The sequence below is a fragment of the Nocardia rhizosphaerae genome (assembly GCF_042650365.1).
Lineage (GTDB): Bacteria > Actinomycetota > Actinomycetes > Mycobacteriales > Mycobacteriaceae > Nocardia > Nocardia rhizosphaerae.
In genome coordinates, this window is sequence record NZ_JBHSBA010000005.1 from 643239 (window position 1) to 664068 (window position 20830).

Annotated in this window: 18 protein-coding genes; 9 read left to right on the top strand and 9 right to left on the bottom strand. The window is 70.3% G+C overall.

The window, feature by feature from the left end; all coding sequences use genetic code 11:
- The first annotated feature begins 76 nt into the window (after positions 1 to 76).
- The gene (locus ACFOW8_RS12820) at positions 77 to 1456 is read left to right on the top strand and encodes a DUF1731 domain-containing protein (RefSeq protein WP_378550485.1); all 1380 of its coding nucleotides are present in this window, start codon (positions 77 to 79) and stop codon (positions 1454 to 1456) included.
- 103 nt (positions 1457 to 1559) lie between these two features.
- Here the strand turns inward: ACFOW8_RS12820 and ACFOW8_RS12825 are convergent, their stop codons facing one another.
- Positions 1560 to 4157: a UvrD-helicase domain-containing protein gene (locus tag ACFOW8_RS12825; RefSeq protein WP_378550487.1), complete on the bottom strand. Its 2598-nt coding sequence runs from the start codon at positions 4155 to 4157 to the stop codon at positions 1560 to 1562.
- Positions 4158 to 4455: 298 nt separating this feature from the next.
- On the opposite strand from ACFOW8_RS12825, the gene ACFOW8_RS12830 reads away from it, so the two are divergent.
- Positions 4456 to 4749 carry a chorismate mutase gene (locus tag ACFOW8_RS12830; protein WP_022566231.1) on the top strand — a complete coding sequence of 98 codons (294 nt, stop codon included), beginning with the start codon at positions 4456 to 4458 and terminating at the stop codon, positions 4747 to 4749.
- A gap of 89 nt (positions 4750 to 4838) precedes the next feature.
- Here the strand turns inward: ACFOW8_RS12830 and ACFOW8_RS12835 are convergent, their stop codons facing one another.
- Positions 4839 to 6296 (bottom strand): NAD-dependent succinate-semialdehyde dehydrogenase, encoded by a 1458-nt coding sequence (locus ACFOW8_RS12835; protein ID WP_378550490.1) that lies wholly within the window; start codon positions 6294 to 6296, stop codon positions 4839 to 4841.
- A gap of 115 nt (positions 6297 to 6411) precedes the next feature.
- On the opposite strand from ACFOW8_RS12835, the gene pgi reads away from it, so the two are divergent.
- Positions 6412 to 8052, top strand: a complete 1641-nt coding sequence (pgi, locus tag ACFOW8_RS12840; protein ID WP_378550493.1) for a glucose-6-phosphate isomerase — start codon at positions 6412 to 6414, stop codon at positions 8050 to 8052.
- On the opposite strand, the gene ACFOW8_RS12845 is transcribed toward pgi, so the two are convergent.
- From ACFOW8_RS12845 to ACFOW8_RS12860, 4 genes are all read right to left on the bottom strand, one after another.
- Positions 8021 to 8614: a potassium channel family protein gene (locus ACFOW8_RS12845; protein ID WP_378550496.1), complete on the bottom strand. Its 594-nt coding sequence runs from the start codon at positions 8612 to 8614 to the stop codon at positions 8021 to 8023. The genes pgi and ACFOW8_RS12845 overlap by 32 nt on opposite strands.
- Before the next feature lie 152 nt (positions 8615 to 8766).
- Complete coding sequence (locus tag ACFOW8_RS12850) at positions 8767 to 9438, bottom strand: nucleoside/nucleotide kinase family protein (RefSeq protein ID WP_378550498.1); 672 nt, start codon at positions 9436 to 9438, stop codon at positions 8767 to 8769.
- A gap of 66 nt (positions 9439 to 9504) precedes the next feature.
- Positions 9505 to 11130, bottom strand: a complete 1626-nt coding sequence (locus ACFOW8_RS12855; protein WP_378550500.1) for an acyl-CoA dehydrogenase family protein — start codon at positions 11128 to 11130, stop codon at positions 9505 to 9507.
- A gap of 17 nt (positions 11131 to 11147) precedes the next feature.
- Positions 11148 to 11753 carry a TetR/AcrR family transcriptional regulator gene (locus ACFOW8_RS12860; RefSeq protein ID WP_378550502.1) on the bottom strand — a complete coding sequence of 202 codons (606 nt, stop codon included), beginning with the start codon at positions 11751 to 11753 and terminating at the stop codon, positions 11148 to 11150.
- Positions 11754 to 11816: 63 nt separating this feature from the next.
- On the opposite strand from ACFOW8_RS12860, the gene ACFOW8_RS12865 reads away from it, so the two are divergent.
- Both ACFOW8_RS12865 and ACFOW8_RS12870 read left to right on the top strand, forming a co-directional pair.
- Positions 11817 to 12599, top strand: a complete 783-nt coding sequence (locus ACFOW8_RS12865; protein ID WP_378550504.1) for a crotonase/enoyl-CoA hydratase family protein — start codon at positions 11817 to 11819, stop codon at positions 12597 to 12599.
- Positions 12596 to 14044 (top strand): hypothetical protein, encoded by a 1449-nt coding sequence (locus ACFOW8_RS12870; RefSeq protein ID WP_378550506.1) that lies wholly within the window; start codon positions 12596 to 12598, stop codon positions 14042 to 14044. The genes ACFOW8_RS12865 and ACFOW8_RS12870 overlap by 4 nt, the downstream gene beginning before the upstream one ends.
- 174 nt (positions 14045 to 14218) lie before the next feature.
- On the opposite strand, the gene ACFOW8_RS12875 is transcribed toward ACFOW8_RS12870, so the two are convergent.
- Positions 14219 to 14923 carry a pyridoxamine 5'-phosphate oxidase family protein gene (locus tag ACFOW8_RS12875; RefSeq protein ID WP_378550508.1) on the bottom strand — a complete coding sequence of 235 codons (705 nt, stop codon included), beginning with the start codon at positions 14921 to 14923 and terminating at the stop codon, positions 14219 to 14221.
- 69 nt (positions 14924 to 14992) lie between these two features.
- Between ACFOW8_RS12875 and pdxR the strand changes: the two genes are divergently transcribed.
- Genes pdxR through ACFOW8_RS12890 form a run of 3 tightly spaced genes read left to right on the top strand, consistent with a single transcriptional unit; the run spans position 14993 to position 18130 of the window.
- Positions 14993 to 16381 carry a MocR-like pyridoxine biosynthesis transcription factor PdxR gene (gene pdxR, locus ACFOW8_RS12880; protein WP_378550510.1) on the top strand — a complete coding sequence of 463 codons (1389 nt, stop codon included), beginning with the start codon at positions 14993 to 14995 and terminating at the stop codon, positions 16379 to 16381.
- A 58-nt stretch (positions 16382 to 16439) separates the two neighbouring features.
- Positions 16440 to 16685 carry a DUF2630 family protein gene (locus ACFOW8_RS12885; protein WP_378550512.1) on the top strand — a complete coding sequence of 82 codons (246 nt, stop codon included), beginning with the start codon at positions 16440 to 16442 and terminating at the stop codon, positions 16683 to 16685.
- Positions 16682 to 18130 (top strand): dihydrolipoyl dehydrogenase family protein, encoded by a 1449-nt coding sequence (locus ACFOW8_RS12890; RefSeq protein WP_378550514.1) that lies wholly within the window; start codon positions 16682 to 16684, stop codon positions 18128 to 18130. Before ACFOW8_RS12885 ends, ACFOW8_RS12890 begins: the two co-directional genes overlap by 4 nt.
- On the opposite strand, the gene ACFOW8_RS12895 is transcribed toward ACFOW8_RS12890, so the two are convergent.
- Positions 18123 to 18992, bottom strand: a complete 870-nt coding sequence (locus ACFOW8_RS12895; RefSeq protein WP_378550516.1) for an Fpg/Nei family DNA glycosylase — start codon at positions 18990 to 18992, stop codon at positions 18123 to 18125. The genes ACFOW8_RS12890 and ACFOW8_RS12895 overlap by 8 nt on opposite strands.
- Before the next feature lie 243 nt (positions 18993 to 19235).
- Complete coding sequence (gene cobF, locus ACFOW8_RS12900) at positions 19236 to 19976, bottom strand: precorrin-6A synthase (deacetylating) (protein ID WP_378550517.1); 741 nt, start codon at positions 19974 to 19976, stop codon at positions 19236 to 19238.
- A gap of 45 nt (positions 19977 to 20021) precedes the next feature.
- Between cobF and ACFOW8_RS12905 the strand changes: the two genes are divergently transcribed.
- The gene (locus ACFOW8_RS12905) at positions 20022 to 20825 is read left to right on the top strand and encodes a thymidylate synthase (protein WP_378550519.1); all 804 of its coding nucleotides are present in this window, start codon (positions 20022 to 20024) and stop codon (positions 20823 to 20825) included.
- Positions 20826 to 20830: the final 5 nt, after the last annotated feature.

Sequence of the window (20830 nt, forward strand, 5' to 3'; positions counted from 1 at the left end):
TAGTCGCTGTTGGGTGAGTCGGGTGGTGATCAGCGGCACCCTTCCTATCCGTGTTGATCGCGGATAGCTTCGGACTATGGCTGGTACGACGAAGTACACGCAGTTCATCGCTCTTTCACCCGAGTTGGTGTGGAGTGTGTTGGGGGACGTCGCGCAGTGGCCGGAGTGGAATCCGGGGGTACGGGATGTGCGGATGCACGGGGCGGTTGAGGTCGGTGCGACCGGTGACTATGTGCCCGATGGCAGAATCGCCGCGCAGGTGCACGGGCGGCTGGGCAAGCCGTTCACGATCACCGCGCTGATCCCGGAGCGGGAGCTCACCATCGAGCAGCCGGAGCCCGCGGGCACGATGCGGCTCACCTGGCGGTTGACGCCACGCGACGGCGGCACCGAGCTCACCCAGGAACTGCGGTTCAGTGGTGCGTCGGCCGCGGCAATGCGGGCCGTGGTGCGGCCGTTCATCGAAACCGATGCGCGAGTGAACTTCTCCCGCCTGGCGCGGCTGGCCGGACTCGTCCCCGCCGAGGACGCGCTCACCGTCGTCATCGCGGGCGGCACCGGCGCGCTCGGTACCCAGATCGCCGCCGACCTGATCTGCCGCGGACTGCACGTCACCCTGCTGACCCGACGCCGGAACCGCGCGCTGCCGTTCCGGCAGACCGAATGGGATGGCCGCTCAGTCGGGGCATGGGCCGCCGAACTGCGCGAGCCGGGACCGCTCGCGGTGATCAACCTGGCGGGCAAACTCGTCGACTGCCGCCCCACCGCGGCCAATATCGCCGAACTGCGGTCCAGCCGGGTCGATTCCACCACCGCACTGGTCGCCGCGGCCGGGCTGCGCGACACCCCCGTCGACTACTGGGTGCAGGCGAGCACCACCGCGATCTGGTCCGACGCGGGCGAAACCCGCTGCACCGAAACCACGGCGCTGCCGATCGGGCTGCCGCAGATGACGGGCGTCGCCCAGCCGTGGGAGGAGGCATTCGACCCGGCCCGCGCCGACCACTGGACCGTCCTGCGCACCTCGATCGTCCTCGACCCCGACGCGCCCGCGCTCAAACGACTCTGCCAGCTCACCAAGGCCGGGCTCGGCGGCCGGGTCGGCCGCGGCGACCAGTGGTTCAGCTGGATCCACATCGAGGACTGGCTGGCCATCGTCCGCGCCGCGCTCGGTCTCGATCCCGAAGTGTCACTGCCCGACGGCATCCTGGTCGCCGCCACCGACAACCCGGTCCGCAATGCCGAACTCATGGCCGCACTGCGCAAGCACCTGCACCGCCCGCCGTCACCCCCGACTCCGGCGGCCGTACTCGGGGTCGGCGCGGTCGTACTGCGCACCGACCCCGCTCTCGGCCGCACCGGCAGACACGCCACTTCGGAAGTCCTGCCCAAGACCGGCTTCACCTTCCGCTACCCCACCCTGGCCGAAGCACTCACCGACCTCCTGCCCCACTAGCCCAGGCAACGCCGCACATTGCCGCACCACCAACTCGGCTACCCGGACCCGGCAGCGGTCACGCGGGTGCGGGTAGCTACAGGCGGGTCGGCAGGTGCTGTGCCTACAGTTTGACGATGGTCCGGCTGAACTGCGGGATGAGCCGGATCTTGCCCGCGGTGCCGAAGTCGATGGTGACGGTGGCGAGCGGGCCGACCCCGTCGGCGGCGACCACTCGGCCGAGGCCGTACTTGTCGTCGCTCACCCGGTCGCCGACGGCGAGCACGAGGTCGGTGTTGTTGCGCTTCACGCCGCCACCGGGCGCGGGCCGTCGACCGCCGGTGCCACCACGGATACCAGGGCGCTGATCCCAGCCGTCACCACGTGTCCAGTCTCGATCGAAGCCACTGTCCTCACCGCGGCGGCGCCCGCGCTGCACCGGCGAGACCACCGGCTCGAGCCGACGCCAGTCCAGCAGATGCTGCGGAATCTCCTGCAGGAATCGAGATTCCGGATTCGACACCGGCTGCCCCCACCCGGAGCGCACCACCGCCCGCGACAAATACAGCCGCTGCCGCGCACGGGTGATACCCACGTAGGCGAGCCTGCGTTCCTCGGCCAGCTCGGTCGGGTCGCCGAGCGCCCGCATGTGCGGGAACTGCCCGTCTTCCCAGCCGGTCACGAAGACCACCGGGAATTCCAGGCCCTTCGCGGTGTGCAGCGTCATCATGGTGACCACGCCCGATCCCTCCTCCGGGATCTGATCGGTGTCGGCCACCAGCGACACCCGCTCGAGGAACGCCGCGAGCGAACCGGGCTCCGGCTCACCGTCGCCCACCTCAGGCAGCAGCCCCTCCTCACGGGCAGCCTCGGCGTTGTTGAACGCCTCGGAGCTGAATTCGCGTGCCACGCTGACGAGTTCGTTGAGGTTGTCCAGCCGGGCGCCGTCCTGCGGATCGTCCGAGGACTCCAGTTCGGCCCGATAACCGGTGCGGTCGAGCACCGCGTCGACGACATTGCCGACGTCGGGGTACTCGCTGTCGGCGCGCTGCCCGGCCGCCCTGATCTCGTCGAGCAGCGCGAGGAATCCCCCGATGGCCCGCTGCGACCGGGTGTTGAGCAGGGCGACCTTGCCGTCGGCGGCATCACGCAGCGCGGCGGCGAACCCGATATCGCGCTGCTCGGCGTGCACCGCGACGCAGGCTTCGGCCCGGTCTCCGATGCCGCGGCGCGGCGTGTTGAGAATGCGGCGCAGGCTCACCGCGTCGTCGGGATTCTCCAGCACCCGCAGGTAGGCCACCACATCGCGGACCTCCTTGCGCTCGTAGAACCGCACGCCGCCGACCACCTTGTACGGCAGCCCCATCCGGATGAAGATCTCCTCCAGCGCGCGCGAATTGTTGTTGGTGCGGTAGAACACCGCGACATCGCTGTAGTTGGCCTCGCCCGCGTCGACGAGCCGGTCGATCTCCTTGGCGACGAAGGATGCCTCGTCGTGCTCGTTGTCGGCGACGTAGCCGGTGATCAGCTCGCCCTCGCCGGAATCGGTCCACAGCTTCTTCTCGCGCCTGCCCTCGTTGCGCGAGATCACCGCGTTGGCAGCGGAGAGGATGTGCTGGGTGGAGCGGTAATTCTGTTCCAGCAGAATGGTTTCGGCGTCGGGGAAGTCGCGCTCGAATTCCTCGATATTGCGGATGGTCGCACCGCGGAAGGCGTAGATCGACTGGTCGGCGTCACCGACCACACACAGCTCGCTCGGCTCGACACCGGCCTCGTCGTCGGTGCCGTCGCCCTGGCTGTGATGCCCGACGAGTTCGCGCACCAGTACGTACTGGGCATGGTTGGTGTCCTGGTACTCGTCGACGAGCACATGCCGGAACCGGCGCCGGTAGTACTCGGCCACCTGTGGGTGGTGCTGTAGCAGGGCGACCGTCTCACCGATCAGATCGTCGAAGTCGAGCGCGTTGGCCGCGCGCAGCCGCTTCTGGTACTCGGCGTAGACCCTGGCGACCAGGGCGGGCAGTTCGGTCTCGTCGGCCTCGGCGTCGGCCGCGGCCTGCGCGGGGCCGATGAGCTCGTTCTTGAGATTGGAAATGGCGGTGGCCAGCAGCCGGGCGGAGTACTTCTTGGTGTCGATGTCGAAATCGCGGCTGATCATCGTGAGCAGCCTGCGCGAATCGTCGGCGTCGTAGATCGAGAAATTCGAGTTCAGGCCGGGCAGCAGCGCGGCCTGCATGCGCAGAATCCGCACACAGCTGGAATGGAACGTGGAGACCCACATGCTGGCCGCGCGCGGGCCGACCAGCCCGGTCACCCGCTCGCGCATCTCGGCGGCGGCTTTGTTGGTGAAGGTGATCGCCAGGATCTGCCCGGTGTGCACGCCACGCGCGGCAAGCAGGTACGCGATCCTGCGAGTGAGCACCGCGGTCTTGCCCGAACCGGCGCCTGCGACGATCAGCAGCGGCGAGCCCGCGTGCACGACGGCGGCACGCTGCTGCGGATTGAGCCCGTCGAGCAGTCGTTCGGTCTCCTCGGCGCGGCGCTGCTCGCGTTCCTTGCGGCGCTGCTCCTGCTCGGCGCTGTGCCGGGCCGCGGCCTCGGCCAAACCGCCACCGGACGCACCGGAACCACCGCCGTCACGACGCGACGCCGCAGCAGGCGCTGGTTCGCTCGGATCGGCGGCTGAGGCATCTGAGCTCGAGGGAGCGACCGTGATATCCATCGTCTGTCCACGCTACCGGCGGGCACCGACAGGTCGCGAACCGCCGGGTTCTCAGCAGATTCACAAACACAACTGTTTTGCATAGGTATCGACCCGTGGCAGACTGGCGACATGGTGAGTGTTTCGCCGCGCGCCCGGATCGGCGCTCGATCCGATATCGTTGCGGTGAGCGCGGCTTTTGCGTACTCCCGGGGGGATCGGTTATCGCCTTTCGGGGAAGTTTCGCCGGTGATGGAACAGATCGGGTAACAGGGCCTCGGTCCGTACCGATCCAAGTTCTGACACGAGGAGATGAATGATGAGCACCCCTGCTACGACCACCGGGTCCGATTCGGCGCTGCCGCAATCCGAAGCGGAAATCGAGAAGCTCCGCCTCGAGATCGACCAGCTCGACGCCACGATTCTCGCGGCGATCAAACGCCGTAGCGAGATTTCGCGGATCATCGGGCGTACCCGGATGGCCTCCGGTGGACCTCGCCTGGTCCACAGCCGGGAGATGAAGGTGCTCGAGCGATTCAGCGAGCTCGGCCAGGAGGGCCACACCCTCGCCATGCTGCTGCTGCGTCTCGGCCGGGGCCGCCTCGGTCGCTGAGACCGCCGAACCACGCGACGCGCCGGTCGGTGCGCCGCCACCAGGAATCCGCCCCGGGTGCGTCACCATCCCCGGGGCGGTTTCGCGTCTCAGGCCAGGGCGATGTACTTCGTGTTCAGGTACTCCTCGATGCCCTCGATGCCGCCCTCCCTGCCGAAGCCGGACTCCTTGACCCCGCCGAAGGGCGCCGCCGGATCGGAGATGACCCCGCGGTTCACCCCGACCATGCCGGTCTCGACCGCCTCCGAGACCCGAAGCGCCCGGTCGAGATCCCGCGTGTACACGTAGCTGACCAGGCCGTATTCGGTGTCGTTCGCGGCGGCGATACCCTCGTCCTCGGTGTCGAACGCGACGATCGGGGCGACCGGACCGAACACCTCCTCGCGCAGAATGCGGGCGTTCGGGGGAACGTCACCGAGCACGGTGGCCGGGTAGAACCAACCGGGCCCACCCGGCTCCTTGCCGCCGAGCAGCAGGCGCGCGCCCTTGCCGACAGCATCGTCGACGAGGCCGCTGACGGTCTCGCGCTGCTCGGCACTCACCAGCGGACCGAGGGTGCTGGCCGGATCGGTGCCAGGCCCGAGCACCACGGTCTCGCTCATAGCGGCCACCAGCTTCTCGGTGAACTCGGCGAGCACCCCGCGCTGCACATGGAACCGGTTGGCCGCGGTGCACGCCTCGCCGCCGTTGCGCAGCTTCGCCTGCATGGCACCGGCCACCGCGGCGTCCACATCGGCGTCGTCGAACACCACGAACGGCGCGTTGCCGCCGAGCTCCATCGACGTGCGCAGCAGCCGGTCCGCCGATGCGGCGACGAGCTTCTTGCCGACCTCGGTCGAGCCGGTGAAGGTGAGCTTGCGCAGCCGCGGATCGGCGATCAGCGGCGCGGTGACGGCACCGGAACTGCGCGAGGTGATCACCGAGAGCACCCCGTCGGGCAGGCCTGCCTCGCTGCACAGCTTGGCCAGCGCGAGCATGGTCAGCGGGGTCGCGGACGCGGGCTTGACGATCATGGTGCAGCCGGCGGCCAGCGCTGGCCCGATCTTGCGGGTGCCCATGGCGAGCGGGAAGTTCCACGGTGTGATGGCAAGGCACGGCCCGACCGGCTGTTTGGTCACCATGATCCGCCCCGCGCCCGACGGCGCGTGTTGATAGCGGCCGTGTACCCGCACCGCCTCCTCGCTGAACCAGCGGAAGAACTCGGCGCCGTAGCGCACCTCGTTGCGGCTCTCGGCCAGCGCCTTGCCCATTTCGAGCGTCATCAGCAGCGCGAACTCCTCGGCCCGCGCGGTGAGCTCGGTGAACACGGCACGCAGGATCTCGCCACGCTCCCTGGCCGGGGTCGCCGCCCATGCCGCCGAGGCCGCGACGGCCGCGTCGAGCGCGCGCATCGCGTCGGCCGGGGTGGCATCGGCGACCCTGGTCAGTTCGGCGTCGTCGGCGGGGTTGCGCACCGCGAAGGTGCCGCCGCCGGTCGCCTCGACCGGTCCGGAACCGATCCACAAACCCTTCGGTACGAATTCGAGTACATCGTGTGGGGACACCATCACGCCAGCCTACGAGCAAGGCCGCCGCACCCGCCCGCGAAAGCCGCACGGCGTGCGCACCGCCGCGCCCCGACCACGGCACCGGACTCGCGCCGAGGCGGTAATGTCGGCTGTCGTGAGCAGCGACATCACCGCGTCGGCGGCCTGGCAGGCACTGCACGACAATCACCGCAGCGTCGCACCACTGCACCTGCGCGAGCTGTTCGCCGATGATCCGGCGCGCGGCAAGGACCTGACCCTGCGGGTCGCCGACCTGCACATCGACTACAGCAAGCATCGCGTGACCCGCGAAACCCTGCGACTACTCGTCGATCTCGCCCGCACCGCCGGCGTCGCCGAACGACGCGACGCGATGTTCGCGGGCTCGCACATCAACACCTCGGAGGACCGCGCCGTCGGGCACATCGCGCTGCGGCTGCCCGCCGGGCGACACCTGACGATCGACGGCGCCGAAGCCGGAGCGCAGGTGCACGAAGTGCTCGACCGCATGGGCGAATTCGCCGATTCGGTGCGGTCGGGCCGCTGGCGCGGTGCCACCGGCGAACGCATCACCACGGTGGTGAACATCGGGATCGGCGGGTCGGATCTCGGGCCGGACATGGTGTATCGCGCCCTGCGCCACTACGTCGACCCCGGCCTCACCGCCCGGTTCGTCTCCAATGTCGATCCCTGCGATCTGGTCGCCAAGCTCACCGGGCTCGACCCGGCGACCACCCTGTTCATCGTCGCCTCCAAGACCTTCACCACGCTGGAGACCCTCACCAATGCGACCGCGGCCAGGCGCTGGCTGGTCGACGCGCTCGGCGAGGACGCGGTGGCCAAGCACTTCGTCGCCGTCTCGACCGACGAGCGCCGGGTCGCCGGATTCGGCATCGACCCCGCGCACATGTTCGGGTTCTGGGACTGGGTGGGTGGCCGCTACTCGGTGGACTCGGCGATCGGGCTCTCGGTCATGGTGACGATCGGCAGGGAACGGTTCGCGGAGTTCCTGGCGGGCATGCATGCGGTCGACCGGCATTTCGCCACCGCCCCGCTGGAACAGAACGGCCCGGTCCTGCTCGGCATGCTCGGCGTCTGGTACTCGAACTTCTTCGGCGCCGAATCGCGAGCGGTACTGCCGTATTCGAATGATCTGGCCCGCTTCCCCGCCTATCTGCAGCAGCTGACCATGGAGTCCAACGGCAAGTCGGTGCGCGCCGACGGCACCCCGGTGACCACCTCGACCGGCGAGATCTTCTGGGGCGAGCCGGGCACCAACGGCCAACACGCCTTCTACCAGCTGCTACACCAGGGCACCCGGCTGATCCCCGCCGATTTTCTCGGCTTCGCCAGGTCCACCGACGACCTGCCGACCCGCGACGGCACCGGCAGCATGCACGACATCCTGATGAGCAACCTGTTCGCGCAGAGCAAGGTGCTCGCCTTCGGCAAGACCGCCGCGGAGATCACCGCCGAGGGCACCGATCCGAAGCTGGTCCCGCACAAGGTGATGCCGGGCAACCGGCCGAGTACCACGGTCCTGGCGCCGGAGCTCACCCCGGCGACGGTGGGTCAGCTGATCGCGCTCTACGAGCACCAGGTGTTCGTCGAGGGCACGATCTGGGGCATCGACAGCTTCGATCAGTGGGGTGTCGAGCTGGGCAAGCAACAGGCGCTTGCCCTGGCACCACTGCTGAGCGAGCCGGACGCGCCGGTGAGCCAGGGTGATTCCTCCACCGACGAGCTCATCGGGTGGTATCGGGCCCATCGTCGCTGACCTCGGCGGCCGCGGCCCGTTCGGCGGCGAGCACTTTCTCGGCGGTGCCGATCCTGGCGTTCACGCTCGTCGTGACGATGCTGACCAGGGTGCCGATGATGACCAGGTCGAACACGATCTGCACCATCGTCACGATCCGCGCCGCCTGGCCGACCGCGTGGATGTCGCCGAAGCCGACGGTGCCGAGGGTGACCAGGGTGTAGTACAGCGCGTCCGTGCGCGTCGACAGTCCCTCGAACTGACCGGGATGCAGCTGCTGCAATCGGTAGTAGAACAGCGAGAACACCACGCAGACGATGCACACCACGAGCAGGACCCCGTCGACGCGGCCGCCCGCCGTCGGCGGAGCGTGCAGGAAGTGCTCGATCCGGCGCCAGACCAGCCAGGCCAGCCCGGCTATGCCTGCGAGGAAGCCGAGGACGCCTGCCAGCCTGCCCGGCCACGCGTCGAGCTCGAAGACGACGCCGATGGGCACGCTGTAGTAGAGCAGCAGCGCGAAGGCCGCCGCGGCCCCGTTGCGCAGCGCATGGCCTGGCAATCGCACCCGCCGATCCCGCGTCATCACTCCATGATCGCGGTCTGAGGCGCCGATTCCGTCGTGTACGCGCCGAGTCCCTCGATATCCGCGCTACGCGCACACAAATGCCGGATTCGGTCGCCATCGCGACAGATCGACGGAAAAGTGGTGGTGCAGCGCGGGCACGAGACTCCGGGCTAGCCGATCCGGTATCCCGCGCCGCACCCGGTGAGTACGAGGTCGGCCCGCCCGCGGCTCGCGGCGACGAGCTCGGCATTGCGCAGATCGCTGTCGGTGACCTTCACCATGGCCTGCTCCGGCGACCGGCCGCCCCGCAGGTGCCGCGCCAGCAGCCGCTCGGTGAGCACCGCGCGGGGCGAGTCGAGATACCAGCAGGCGTCGAGCAGCGGGCGGACCTCGGCCCAGCCCGGCGCCTGCGCGTCGGTGAGCAGCAGGTAGTTGCCCTCGACCAGGACGACGTCTTCGTCACGCACGATCACCCCGGCCGGCGTCGGCTCGTCGACAGCGCGGTCGAACAGCGGCCACGGCACCGGTTCACCGATCCGCGACCGCCGCAGCAGGCGCAGGTCGGCGACGAAGCCCGCCGCGTCGAAGGTGTCCGGCTCGCCTTTGCGGGCCACCGCGTTCCTCGCGCGCAGTACGTCGTTGCGCAGGTGGTAGCCGTCCATCGGGGCGACGACCGCCACGCGGCCCGCACCGGTCAGCTCCGCGCAGAGCCGCCGGGCCAGCGTCGATTTGCCCGCGCCCGGCGGCCCGGCGAGACCGAGCAGGAGACGTCCTGGAGCGTGCGCCGCCGGAACGCGCCGGGCCAGGTCACGCACGGAGAGAACCTCGCGCGCCGTGCTCACGCACACACCCTAGCGTCTGCGCCCCCACCCGACCGCAGGCAATCGACTGATCCGCGGACCCCCGGATCAGAGGTCGACGAAGGCCCGTTCCACGATCGCGCCGGTGTCGACGCCCACGGGCAGGGTGCCGAAGGCGATGCCCCAGTCGTCGCCGAGCCGGGTGGCACAGAAGGCATCGGCGACAGCCGGATGACCGTGCCGCACCAGCTGCGCACCCTGCAGCACCAGGGCCATGAGCTCGACGATGCGGCGGGCCCGGTATTCGATATCGGACAGGTCGGTGAGTTCCTTGCCGACCCGGTCGATCGCGTCGTCGAGGCGTGGGTTCGCGCCGCGCGCCAGCGACACCTCGGCGAAGTAGGCTTCCACGCTCTCCGGCTGACGACCCATCGCGCGCAACGCGTCGAGCGCGGCGACATTGCCCGAGCCCTCCCAGATCGACATGAGCGGCGCCTCCCGGTAGAGGCGCGGCATCCCGGACTCCTCGGCGTATCCGTTGCCGCCGAGGCATTCCAGTGCCTCGGCGGCGTGCATGGGCGCGCGCTTGCACACCCAGTACTTGGTGACGGCGAGCGCGATGCGGCGCAGCGCGGCCTCTGCCGGATCGCTGCCCGCGCGGTCGGTGGCCCCGGCCAGACGCATCATCACCGTTGTCGCGGCGTCGGATTCGATCACCAGATCGGCCAGCACATTGCGCATGGCGGGCTGGTCGATCAGCTCGGCGCCGAAGGCTTCCCGGTGCCTGGCGTGGTGGACCGCGCTCACCGCGCCCATCCGCATGCCGGTGGCCGAACCTATCACACAGTCGAGCCGGGTCATGTTGACCATCTCGATGATCGTCTTCACGCCCGCGCCCTCGGCACCGACCAGCCATCCGGTGGCGTTCTCGTACTCGATCTCCGAGGACGCGTTCGACTTGTTGCCGAGCTTGTCTTTGAGCCGCTGGATGCGGATCGGGTTGCGGGTGCCGTCCGGCAGCACCCGCGGCAGCAGGAAACACGACAGGCCACCGGGCGCCTGCGCCAAGGTGAGGAACATGTCCGACATGGGCGCCGAGGTGAACCACTTGTGCCCGACGATCCGGTACGAACCGTCCGGCTGGGGTGCGGCGGTGGTGGTGTTGGCCCGCACGTCGGAGCCGCCCTGCTTCTCGGTCATCGACATGCCCGCGATCAGCCCGGCCTTGGTGGACGGTTCACGCAGGCCGAAGTCGTAGGTGCGCGAGCCGAGCAGCGGCTCGTAGCGGGCGGCGAGTTCCGGGTTGTGGCGTAGCGCGGGCACCACGGCGTAGGTCATCGAGATCGGGCACATGTGCCCGGCGTCGGCAACGCCCCAGGTGTAGAACTTGGCGGCGCGGGCGGTGTGCGCGCCGGGCCGGGAATCCAGCCAGGGTGAGCCGTGCAGCCCGTGCGCGACGGCCACGGTCATCAGGTCGTGCCAGTGCGGATGGAACTCCACCTCGTCGACCCGGTGCCCCCAGCGGTCGTGGGTGTGCAGCACCGGCGGGTACTCGTTGGCGAGCCTGCCCCATTCCTGGGCGGCCACGGCACCGGCGAGCCTGCCGAGTTCGCGCACCTCGTCCTCGGCCCAGCCCGCGCCCTCGCGGTGCAGGCCTTCGAGCAGCGCGGGGTTGCGCGCCGCGTCGAAGGGGACGAGCGGCGGGACCTGATTGAACACTTCATGGGTCGGCATGGCCGGAACTCCTTCGACTACGACGATTCCGTACGCGCACCGAGGGCGCGTACGGCGAAAGCAACCAATTCGGGGATGACGGTCTCGGCGTGCGGCGCGGCGGCCAGCGGGCCGACCAGTACCTCACCGATCGCGCCGACGAGCGCGGCCGCACTGAGCGCGGCGTCCTGGGCCGGCAGCCTGCCCTCGGCGATGCCGTGCGCGATCGCGGTCTCGAACGACGCGGCGAACGCGCGCCGGAACTGCAAGCGCTGCGCGTCGACGGCCGGGTCGACCGGTTCGGCCAGCAGCACATAGGCCAGCTTCGGATTCTTGAGCGCGCGCCCGGCGAAGGTCTCCACCGCCGCGCTGACCCGGTGCAGCACGTCACCGTCGGCGACGGCAGCGCGCACCGCCTCGACCTCGCGGGCGACCACGATCTCGAAGACGGCGGCAACGAGGGCTGCCTTGTTCTCGAACTGCTTGTACACGGTGCCGGTCGCGACCCCGGCCTCGGCGGCGACCGCGGCCATCGACAACCCGGCGAAGCCGTCGCGGGACAGCACCCTGGTGACGGCCTGCACGATCAGCGCCCGTTGCGCGTCGAGCCTGGCCTGTACGGCCGGGGTTCTGCGATACACCATATGAAGAAGTGAAGCACTAATTCACCTCTTCACACAAGACCCGGCCGGCCGTATGGTCGAACGATGTCGCACGAACAGCCGAATCCGGTCCGGGTCGAACACCAGGGCCCGGTCACCACGGTGATCCTGGACCGGCCGCACGCCCGCAACGCCGTCGACGGACCGACCGCGCGCGCCCTCGCGGCCGCCTTCCGCGCCTTCGAGGCCGACCCCGCCGCCTCGGTCGCCGTGCTGTGGGGCGCAAACGGCACCTTCTGCGCGGGTGCCGACCTGAAGGCGCTCGGCACCGAGGACAGCAATCAGGCCACCGTCGACGGTGACGGCCCGATGGGTCCGACCAGGATGCGGCTGTCCAAGCCGGTGATCGCGGCGGTCTCCGGCTACGCGGTGGCGGGCGGGCTGGAACTGGCACTGTGGTGCGATCTGCGGATCGCCGAACAAGACTCCACCTTCGGAGTGTTCTGCCGCCGCTGGGGCGTGCCGCTCATCGACGGTGGCACGGTCCGGCTACCGCGCATCGTCGGCGAGGGCAGGGCGCTGGACATGATCCTCACCGGACGGGCCGTGAGCGCGCCGGAGGCGTTGCAGATGGGGCTGGTCACCCGGGTCGTGCCAACCGGTGACGCCCGCCGCGTCGCCGAGGAGCTGGCCGCGCGACTGGCCGCGCTGCCGCAGACCTGCCTGCGCTCGGACCGCGCCGCGCTCTACGACCAGCACGGGCACCCCGAGGACGAGGCGATGCGGATCGAGTTCGGGCACGGCCTCGCTGCCCTGTCCGACGGCGCGCTCGACGGCGCCGCCCGCTTCGCCGCGGGCGCGGGCAGGCACGGCAGCCCCGAACGGTGACCGGCCGACTCACCGTCGTCGACGAGATCTTCCTGCGCACCCACCGCGGGATGGGCACTCCCATCGCCCTGCAGGGGCTGTGGCGCACCGATGGCGCGATGGACCCCGCGCTGCTGCGGGCGATCCACGAGCGATTGCGGGTGGGCGATCTCGGCCGCCGGGTCGCGCGTCCGCGGATCTACGGCGCGCGCCGACGCTGGCAGCCGAACATCTCGGCCCACCCGCTCGACCTCGGCCTCCCCATCGCCGAGCACGCGATCCTGGCTTGGGCCGATACGCTCGGCGCCGATCTCGATCCCGAGTGCGGGCCGGGTTGGCGCCTGTCCGCGACGCCGATCCGGGGCGGCGGAACCATTGTCGCCCTCACGTGTTCACACGCCTTGGCCGATGCCCGCGGCCTCATCCACGCGATCGCGCGTGCCCTCGCCGGGCTCACCGAAGCGCCGGTCGAGACCGATCCGGTCACCGGTGTCTCGCCCCGATCCTCGCGCGACCGCGATCAGGCACCGGCGCGGCCGGTCCCGGACCCGCGCGACGCCGAACCGACGCGGTCCTCGCTGTCGACATCACCGCCCACGGCCGCCTCCGACGGGAGTTCGGCCGCGCCGACCGCTGAGCCACCGCAGGGCTCGCCGAGGGGAGGCACCGCGGTCCGGCGACCGGAACCGGTATCGACGAAGCAGCCTGCCTGTGCCACCGATTCCGACTGGGCCGACGCACGCGACCAGTGGCGGACGATCCTCGTCGGCACCGCCCGCGCCCTCCGCCGTGGCATCCCGCACCGCCCGCCTGCATCCGATCCGGCACACGCCACCGGACGCGCGGTCCACAGCATCCTGCGCACCTTCGACGCCACCGCATGGGACGCGACCGCAGCGGCCGCGGGCGGCACCCCCAACAGCCTGTTCATCTACCTGGTCGCGAACATCCTGTGGGCGAACGGTTTCCCCCACTCCACGATCGCCGCGAGTCTGCCCGTGGACACTCGCGACGAGCCCCGCGTCGACAACGACCTGGCCGTGACCGAGATCGCCGTCGACCGCGCCGACACTCCGGCCACGATCCGCGACAAGGCCCGCGACGCCTATCGACGCCGGATGTCGAGCCCCGCTGGTCTGCCCGAGGAGATCCTCCAGGTACTGCCCGACCGCTGGGCCTACGCGCTCAGCAAGGGTGCTGGTGAACGCGACATCCTGTGCTCCAATATCGGCACGCTGCCCGACTCGCTGCGGTCGGTCGGCACCCACCACTGCGACCGGGTCGCCGCGCGCGCCATCCATCCGGGCCTCACCGCCTTTCCCCGCACCCAGCTCTCGGGGTACCTGTCCCGGCTTGCGGATACGTACACCCTGGCGCTGGTCGGCCTGACCGGCACCGATCCCGCGTTGCGCATCGCGCTGGATCGGGCATGCACCGAGATCGGCCTGCGACCCGAACCATGGTGAGCCGTCGGCGACTCGACCCGTAGGCATCACGATGAGCATTGCCGCACGCCTCGACGCCCTCGTCCGTCTCGATCCGCCGCCTCGATGCGGGCTCCGAGCGCCGCGGGCCGTGCTGGCCCGCGCGTCCGCGGCGGAACACCGGCTCAACCGGCGCTTTCCGGCGCGGCGGCGCACTCAGCTGACCGGCAGCGTGTCCGGCGCGACCCGGACAGCGACGTCATCCGGCACGGCGACGCCGGGTTCCAGATCATCGGCCCCGATCGGCTCGCCCCACACCTGCCGTAACGGCAGCACTCCGGCCCACACACCGCCCGCCGCGATATCGGCGGCGTCGTCGCCTGGCCCACCGGTGCGGACCTTGACCGATGCCTCGGTGAGGTCGACCGCCAGGACCATGGTGGCCGCCATCTCCTTCCGGTTGGGCGGGCGAACCCGATCCCACGCACCGGGCGCCGCGTGCTCGACGATCAGCCGCATGGCCGCCAGCCGTTCGGCTTCGTCGGTGACGAGCACGGCCTTGCCGCGCACGACCGCCGAGCGGTAGTTCATCGAGAAGTGCATGGCCGAGCGTGAATACACCACGCCGTCGACGTGGGTCACCGCGAGCGAGATCTCGGTGCCGATGGCGGCGCGCATGTTCCCGGCTCCGGTGGAACCGTGCAGGTAGAGAGTGTCGCCCGCGCGGCCGTAGATGGTCGGCACGACCACCGGCGCCCCGCCGAGCAGCACCCCGAGGTGGCACACCAGACCCGCGTCGAGCACCGCGTCCAGGTCGGCCCTGTCGGTCCGGCCACGCTCCTTCGAGCGGGTCAGGGTGGTGCGCGGCGTGGGTGACAGGGGCGGACGGGTGATGTCGTGCGTGGTCATGTCATCCAGCATCGCCGGTAGAGTGGACTACGCATAGGTCCAATTCGACAGAATTTCAACAGGCCAATTCGAGGTGCGGCGATGCTCGACGAACTACCGATCCCACTCGACCGGACCGCCGCCGAGCCACTGTCGGTGCAGGTAGCCGATGCCCTGCGGGCCGCGGCGACCGGCGGGGTGCTGCGGGTGAGCGACCGGTTGCCGTCCTCACGCGCGCTGGCCGAGCGGCTCGGCGTGAGCCGGGCCGTGGTCTCGGCCGCCTACGACCAGCTGCACGCCGAAGGCTGGATCGCCGGACGCCGCGGCTCCGGCACCTACCTGCGCACCGCGCCCGCCGCGGCACCGCCGAACAGCGCCCCCGTCGCCGGCGCCGAGCCCGACCCCGGACTCCTCGATCTGCGGCCGGGCGCTCCCTGCATCGAGGCCATCGACCCGGCGGCCTGGCGACGGGCCTGGCGCGCGGCAGGCGACCAGCCACCGGCCGCGGGCACGGACCGAGCTGGTGAGCCCACCTTCCGCGGCGCCGTCACCGAACACCTCCTCCGGCACCGCGGCCTCGCTGCCGAGCCGAACGCGGTACTCGCCACCGCGGGCACCGGCGCCGCCGTGGGCGAACTGGCCGCCGCGCTGCTGCGTCCCGGCGACACCGTCGCGTTCGAGGACCCCGGCTACCAGCGGGCGGTCGGCGCTTTCCGCGCCGCGGGCGTTCGCGTGCTTGCGGTCCCCGTCGACGACGACGGTCTTCGGGTCGAGGAGATCCCGCCCGGCGTACGCGCGGTGTATTGCACACCGGCGCACCAGTTTCCACTCGGCGCGAGAATGCCGGCGCGGCGCAGGGTGGAGCTGATCGAATTCGCGAGAGCGGCGGGCATCTTCGTCATCGAGGACGACTACGACGGCGAACTGCGCTACGACACGGCGCCGTTGCCGCTGCTCGCCGCCATGGCACCCGACGTGGTCGTTCACCTCGGCACCACCAGCAAGATCATCACCCCCACCCTCGGCACCGGCTGGCTGGTGGCGCGCCCCGACATCACCGCCGCCGTGCTCACCCACCGCGCCGACACCGGCACCGCACCGAGCCCGACCGGCCAGCGGATACTCGGCGAGTTCGCCCGCCACGGTGACCTTGCCCGGCATCTGCGCAGGCTGCGCCGGGTCGTACCACCACGACGCGGCCTCGTCGTCGACGCGCTCACCGCGCGCGGACTGCCCGTCCTCGGTGACGACGCGGGCTCGCACGTGGTGATCCCACTGCCCGATGCCGCCGCCGAACAGCGCGCGGTCGCCGCGGCCAGGAGCCGAGGCGTGTTGCTCAACGGCCTCGCCGCGAATCACCTGGCACGACAGCACCACTTCGGCGTCGCCATCGGCTACACCGCGCTGAGCTCGGCCGAGCTGGCCACTGCGGTGCCGATCGCCGCCGACTGCCTCGCCGCGGCCGCCGCGCGACCGCCCGCGCAGTCGTAGCATGGACCGGGACTCCACTGTTCGGCACGACTCCTCCGACCATCGAAGTGGTGACCACATGAACGATCAGGACATCCTGGCGCGAATCAAGCAGCTGGTCGACGACGAGCACGCCCTGCGGGCCAAGGCCGTCGCGGGTGAGATCGACCCCGTCGCCGAACGCCAGCAGCTGGCCCAACTGGAAGTGATGCTCGATCAGGCATGGGACCTGCTGCGGCAGCGACGCGCGCGCGGGAGCACCGACGGCTCGGCGAACGACACCGCGCTGCGGTCACCCCGTGAAGTCGAGGGCTATCTGCAGTGAGCGACGCCGAATACGACGTCATCGTCCTCGGCGGCGGTCCGGCGGGCGAGAACGCAGCCGCCTACGCCATCGCGAACAGCGACCGCACCGCCGCCATCGTCGAACGGGAACTGCTCGGCGGCGAATGCAGCTACTGGGCGTGTATCCCCAGCAAGGCCCTGCTGCGTCCAGGGGCCGTCGCAGAGCTGGGTCGGGCCATGCCCGGGGTCACCGTGAGCGGCCCGCAAATGGCCGATGTGCTCGCCCGGCGCGACGAGTTCATCCACCACCGGGACGACTCCGGCCAGGTGGACTGGGCGAAATCGGCAGGTATCGATCCCGTGCGCGGCACCGGCCGAATCGCGGGGGAACGGCTCGTCGAGGTCACCACCGACAATGGTGTTCGGGTGCTGCGCGCTCGGCACGCTGTCGTCCTCGCCACCGGAACCACCGCCGCGATGCCCGACATCCCCGGCGTCCGCGAGGCGCTGCCATGGACCTCCCGCGATGCCACCAACCTGACCGTGGTGCCGCGCCGGGTCGCGGTGATCGGCGGCGGTGTCGTCGCCTGCGAGGCGGCCACCTGGCTGGCCGAACTCGGCGCCGCCGAGGTGACCATGCTCGTCCGCGGCGACCGGCTGCTGCCACGTGCCGAACCGTTCGCCGCCGACATGGTGCTGCGCGGCCTGCGCGAGACCGGCGCCGTCACTGTGCGCCTGCACACCGAACCGCGGCTCGTGTCACGCCGCGATCCGCGAGACACCGGCATCGGACGCATCCACGGGGGGCCGGTCACCCTCGTTCTCGACGACGGCGAACTCGAGGTCGACGAACTGCTCGTCGCCACCGGCCGCGCCCCCGCCACCACCGATCTGGGGCTGGCGGCGGTCGGGCTGAAACCGGGCTATCTCGAGGTCGACGATCAGCTGACGGTGCGCGGCGTCCCCGGTGACTGGCTCTACGCCGTCGGCGACGTGAACCATCGCGCGGCACTGACCCACATGGGCAAATACCAGGCCAGAGTGTGCGGTGACGTGATCGCCGCCCGCGCGCAGGGCCGCCGCCTCGACAGCACACGTTGCACCGCGAGCGCCGACCATCAGCAAGTGCCGCAGGTGGTGTACACCGCGCCCGAACTCGCCTCGATCGGTCTCACCGAACAGCAGGCGCGCGGCGATGGGCACGCCGTCGGCACCGTCGAACTGGATATCGCCGTCGCCGGGTCGGCGTTGTCGCGCGACGGCTTCACCGGCCGCGCGAAACTCGTCGTCGACACGGCGTCCGAGCGGCTGCTCGGCGCCACCTTCGTCGGCCCCGAGATGGGCGAACAGCTGCACGCGGCGACGATCGCCGTCGTCGGCCAGGTGCCACTGGACACCCTGTGGCACGCGGTGCCCGCCTTTCCCGCCGTCAGCGAGTTCTGGCTACGGCTGCTCGAGGCGTGGCGCGAGCAGCGCGCTACTTGAGCAGGCGCGACATCCGCCGGTCGGCGAGCACCTTGCCGCCGGTCTGGCAGGTGGCGCAGTACTGGAACGACCGCTCGGCGTAGGACACCTCGCGCACGATGTCACCGCAGACCGGGCATTTCAGGCCGGTTCGCGCGTGCACCCGCATGCCGGAACGCTTCTCGCCCTTGAGCCGCGCCGCGTCCTGCCCGACCGACCGCTGCACCGCGTCGAGCAGTACCTCGCGCATCGCGGCGTACAGCCGGGAGATCGTTTCCGCCGACATGGTCTTCGTAGTGGCGAACGGGGAGATCTTGGCGGTGTGCAGAATCTCGTCGGAATACGCGTTGCCGATGCCGGCGAGCAACGTCTGGTCGACGAGCGCGGTCTTGATCCGCTGCGAGGTGCGGTGCAGCAGCGCCGCGAACTCGTCCTCGGTGACCGCGAGCGCGTCGGGGCCGAGCCGGGCGATGCCCGGCACCAGCTTCGGGTCGTCGACCACATACACCGCGAGCCGTTTCTTCGTGCCCGCCTCGGTCAGATCGATCGCCGGGGTCGCACCCTCGGGCGTGAAGAAATGCACCCGCAGCGCCAGCGGCGACTTCCCGCCCGGCTTGGGCGGTAACGGATTCGGCTCGTCGACCCACCGCAGCCAGCCGCCACGCGAGAGATGGGTGATCAACCACAGCCCGCCGCAGTCCATGCCGAGGAACTTCCCCCACCGCCGCGCCCCGGTGACATCGCGCCCGGACAGCGCCGTCACCGGCGGGTCGAATGTCTTCACCGCGCTCAGTGCGGCCACGTCGACGCGCCCCACCACCGCACCGACCGCATGATCCCGGAGGAACTGCGCCAGCGCCTCCACCTCGGGTAGCTCGGGCACAGCGTTAGTTTAGCGGCTGGTGCCGCGGGTTCGCGGCCCCTAGGTCCCGTCGCTCAGGCACCGTTTCTTGCTCCTTCGTCGCTTGCGAAACGGCGCCTGAGCGACGGGACGGCCGCGAACCGGCCGCTGCGCGGCCGCCCCTCCTCAGGGTCGGGGGTGCGGGGTGGGTTCCAGCGGAAGGCACGTCCTCGTGGACATGCGGGGGTGGGTTCCAGCGGACAGCGCGGGTCCTTCGTCATGCGGTCAGGTGCGGCGGAGCAGGTAGACGTCCATGATCCAGCCCTTGGCGGCGCGGAGTTCCGCGCGGCGGGTGACGATCCGCGCGGCTACCTCGCGCAGCGGGCCCTCGATCAGGGTCTCGTCGGGCATGCCGAGGTAGGCGCCCCACCAGATGTGCACATCGGGGTCGGTGAGTTCGGTGAACGAGCAGTCGCCGTCGAGCATCACCACCGTCGAACCGGCACCGAGACCGTCCTCGCGCAGCTTTCGGCCGGTGGTGATGTGGACGGGCTCGCCGACGCGGTGCAGCACCATCCGGTGCCTGGCCGCGAGCGCGGCGACGCTGGTGACGCCGGGGATCACCGTGTAGTCGAAGCGCACCCGGCCGCGCTCGCGCACATGGTCGAGCATGCGCAGGGTGCTGTCGTAGAGCGCCGGGTCACCCCACACCAGGATCGCGCCGGTGCCGTCCACCTCGCCGAAGGCGGCCTCCAGCAGTTCGGCGCGGCGTTCGTGCCAGTCGCGCACCACCTCGGTGTAGTCCGCGGGCGTCCGGTCGCGCGGCGGATCGGCGATCTCGACGATCCGGTGCGGACCGTCGACGTGCTCGGCCAGGATCGCGGTGCGCACCTCCACCAGCTCGCGCTTCCGGTCCCCCTTGCCGATGACGAAGAACACGTCGGCGCGCCGCATGGCCTTGACCGCCTGCATCGTCACCTGGTCGGGGTCGCCGGCACCGATGCCGATCACGTAGAGCTCGCGCATACGCGCAGAGCTTGCCAGGTGCCGCGCGCACTAGACTCGGCAGGCGTGGCCACCCCTGATACCCAATACGAGGATCTGCTCCGGCACGTGCTCGAGCACGGTACCCCCAAAGCCGATCGCACCGGCACCGGCACCCGCAGCATCTTCGGTCATCAGCTGCGCTACGACCTGGCCGAGACGTTCCCGCTGATCACCACCAAGCGGGTGCACCTCAAGTCCATCGCCTACGAACTGCTGTGGTTCCTGCGCGGCGATTCCAACATCGCGTGGCTGCGGGAGAACGGGGTCACCATCTGGGACGAATGGGCCGACGCCGACGGTGAGCTCGGCCCGGTCTACGGCGTGCAGTGGCGCTCGTGGCCCACCCCCGACGGCACCCACATCGACCAGATCGCCCAGGTCCTGCACACCCTGCGCACCGACCCGGATTCGCGCCGGATGATCGTCTCGGCCTGGAACGTGGCCGACCTGGACAAGATGGCGCTCGCACCGTGTCACGCGTTCTTCCAGTTCTATGTGGCCGACGGAAAACTGTCGTGCCAGCTCTACCAGCGCAGCGCCGACCTGTTCCTCGGCGTGCCCTTCAATATCGCCAGCTACGCCCTGCTCACTCTGATGGTGGCCCAGCAGACCGAGCTGGAACCGGGCGAGTTCATCTGGACCGGCGGCGACGTGCACATCTACGACAATCATGTCGAGCAGGCCCGCGAGCAGCTCAGCCGCACGCCGTACCCGTTCCCTGCCATGCGGCTGCGCCCGGCGACCAGCCTGTTCGACTACACCTACGCCGACTTCGAGCTCATCGGCTACCAGCACCATCCGGTCATCAAGGCCCCGGTGGCGGTGTGAACCGC

Excerpts from the sequence above, each read along its gene's own strand:
- ACFOW8_RS12820 (WP_378550485.1), top strand. The coding sequence starts at position 77 with ATGGCTGGTACGACGAAGTACACGCAGTTCATCGCTCTTTCACCCGAG.
- ACFOW8_RS12825 (WP_378550487.1), bottom strand. The coding sequence starts at position 4,157 with ATGGATATCACGGTCGCTCCCTCGAGCTCAGATGCCTCAGCCGCCGAT.
- ACFOW8_RS12830 (WP_022566231.1), top strand. The coding sequence starts at position 4,456 with ATGAGCACCCCTGCTACGACCACCGGGTCCGATTCGGCGCTGCCGCAA.
- ACFOW8_RS12835 (WP_378550490.1), bottom strand. The coding sequence starts at position 6,296 with ATGGTGTCCCCACACGATGTACTCGAATTCGTACCGAAGGGTTTGTGG.
- ACFOW8_RS12845 (WP_378550496.1), bottom strand. The coding sequence starts at position 8,614 with ATGACGCGGGATCGGCGGGTGCGATTGCCAGGCCATGCGCTGCGCAAC.
- ACFOW8_RS12855 (WP_378550500.1), bottom strand. The coding sequence starts at position 11,130 with ATGCCGACCCATGAAGTGTTCAATCAGGTCCCGCCGCTCGTCCCCTTC.
- ACFOW8_RS12860 (WP_378550502.1), bottom strand. The coding sequence starts at position 11,753 with ATGGTGTATCGCAGAACCCCGGCCGTACAGGCCAGGCTCGACGCGCAA.
- ACFOW8_RS12865 (WP_378550504.1), top strand. The coding sequence starts at position 11,817 with ATGTCGCACGAACAGCCGAATCCGGTCCGGGTCGAACACCAGGGCCCG.
- ACFOW8_RS12875 (WP_378550508.1), bottom strand. The coding sequence starts at position 14,923 with ATGCTGGATGACATGACCACGCACGACATCACCCGTCCGCCCCTGTCA.
- pdxR (WP_378550510.1), top strand. The coding sequence starts at position 14,993 with ATGCTCGACGAACTACCGATCCCACTCGACCGGACCGCCGCCGAGCCA.
- ACFOW8_RS12885 (WP_378550512.1), top strand. The coding sequence starts at position 16,440 with ATGAACGATCAGGACATCCTGGCGCGAATCAAGCAGCTGGTCGACGAC.
- cobF (WP_378550517.1), bottom strand. The coding sequence starts at position 19,976 with ATGCGCGAGCTCTACGTGATCGGCATCGGTGCCGGCGACCCCGACCAG.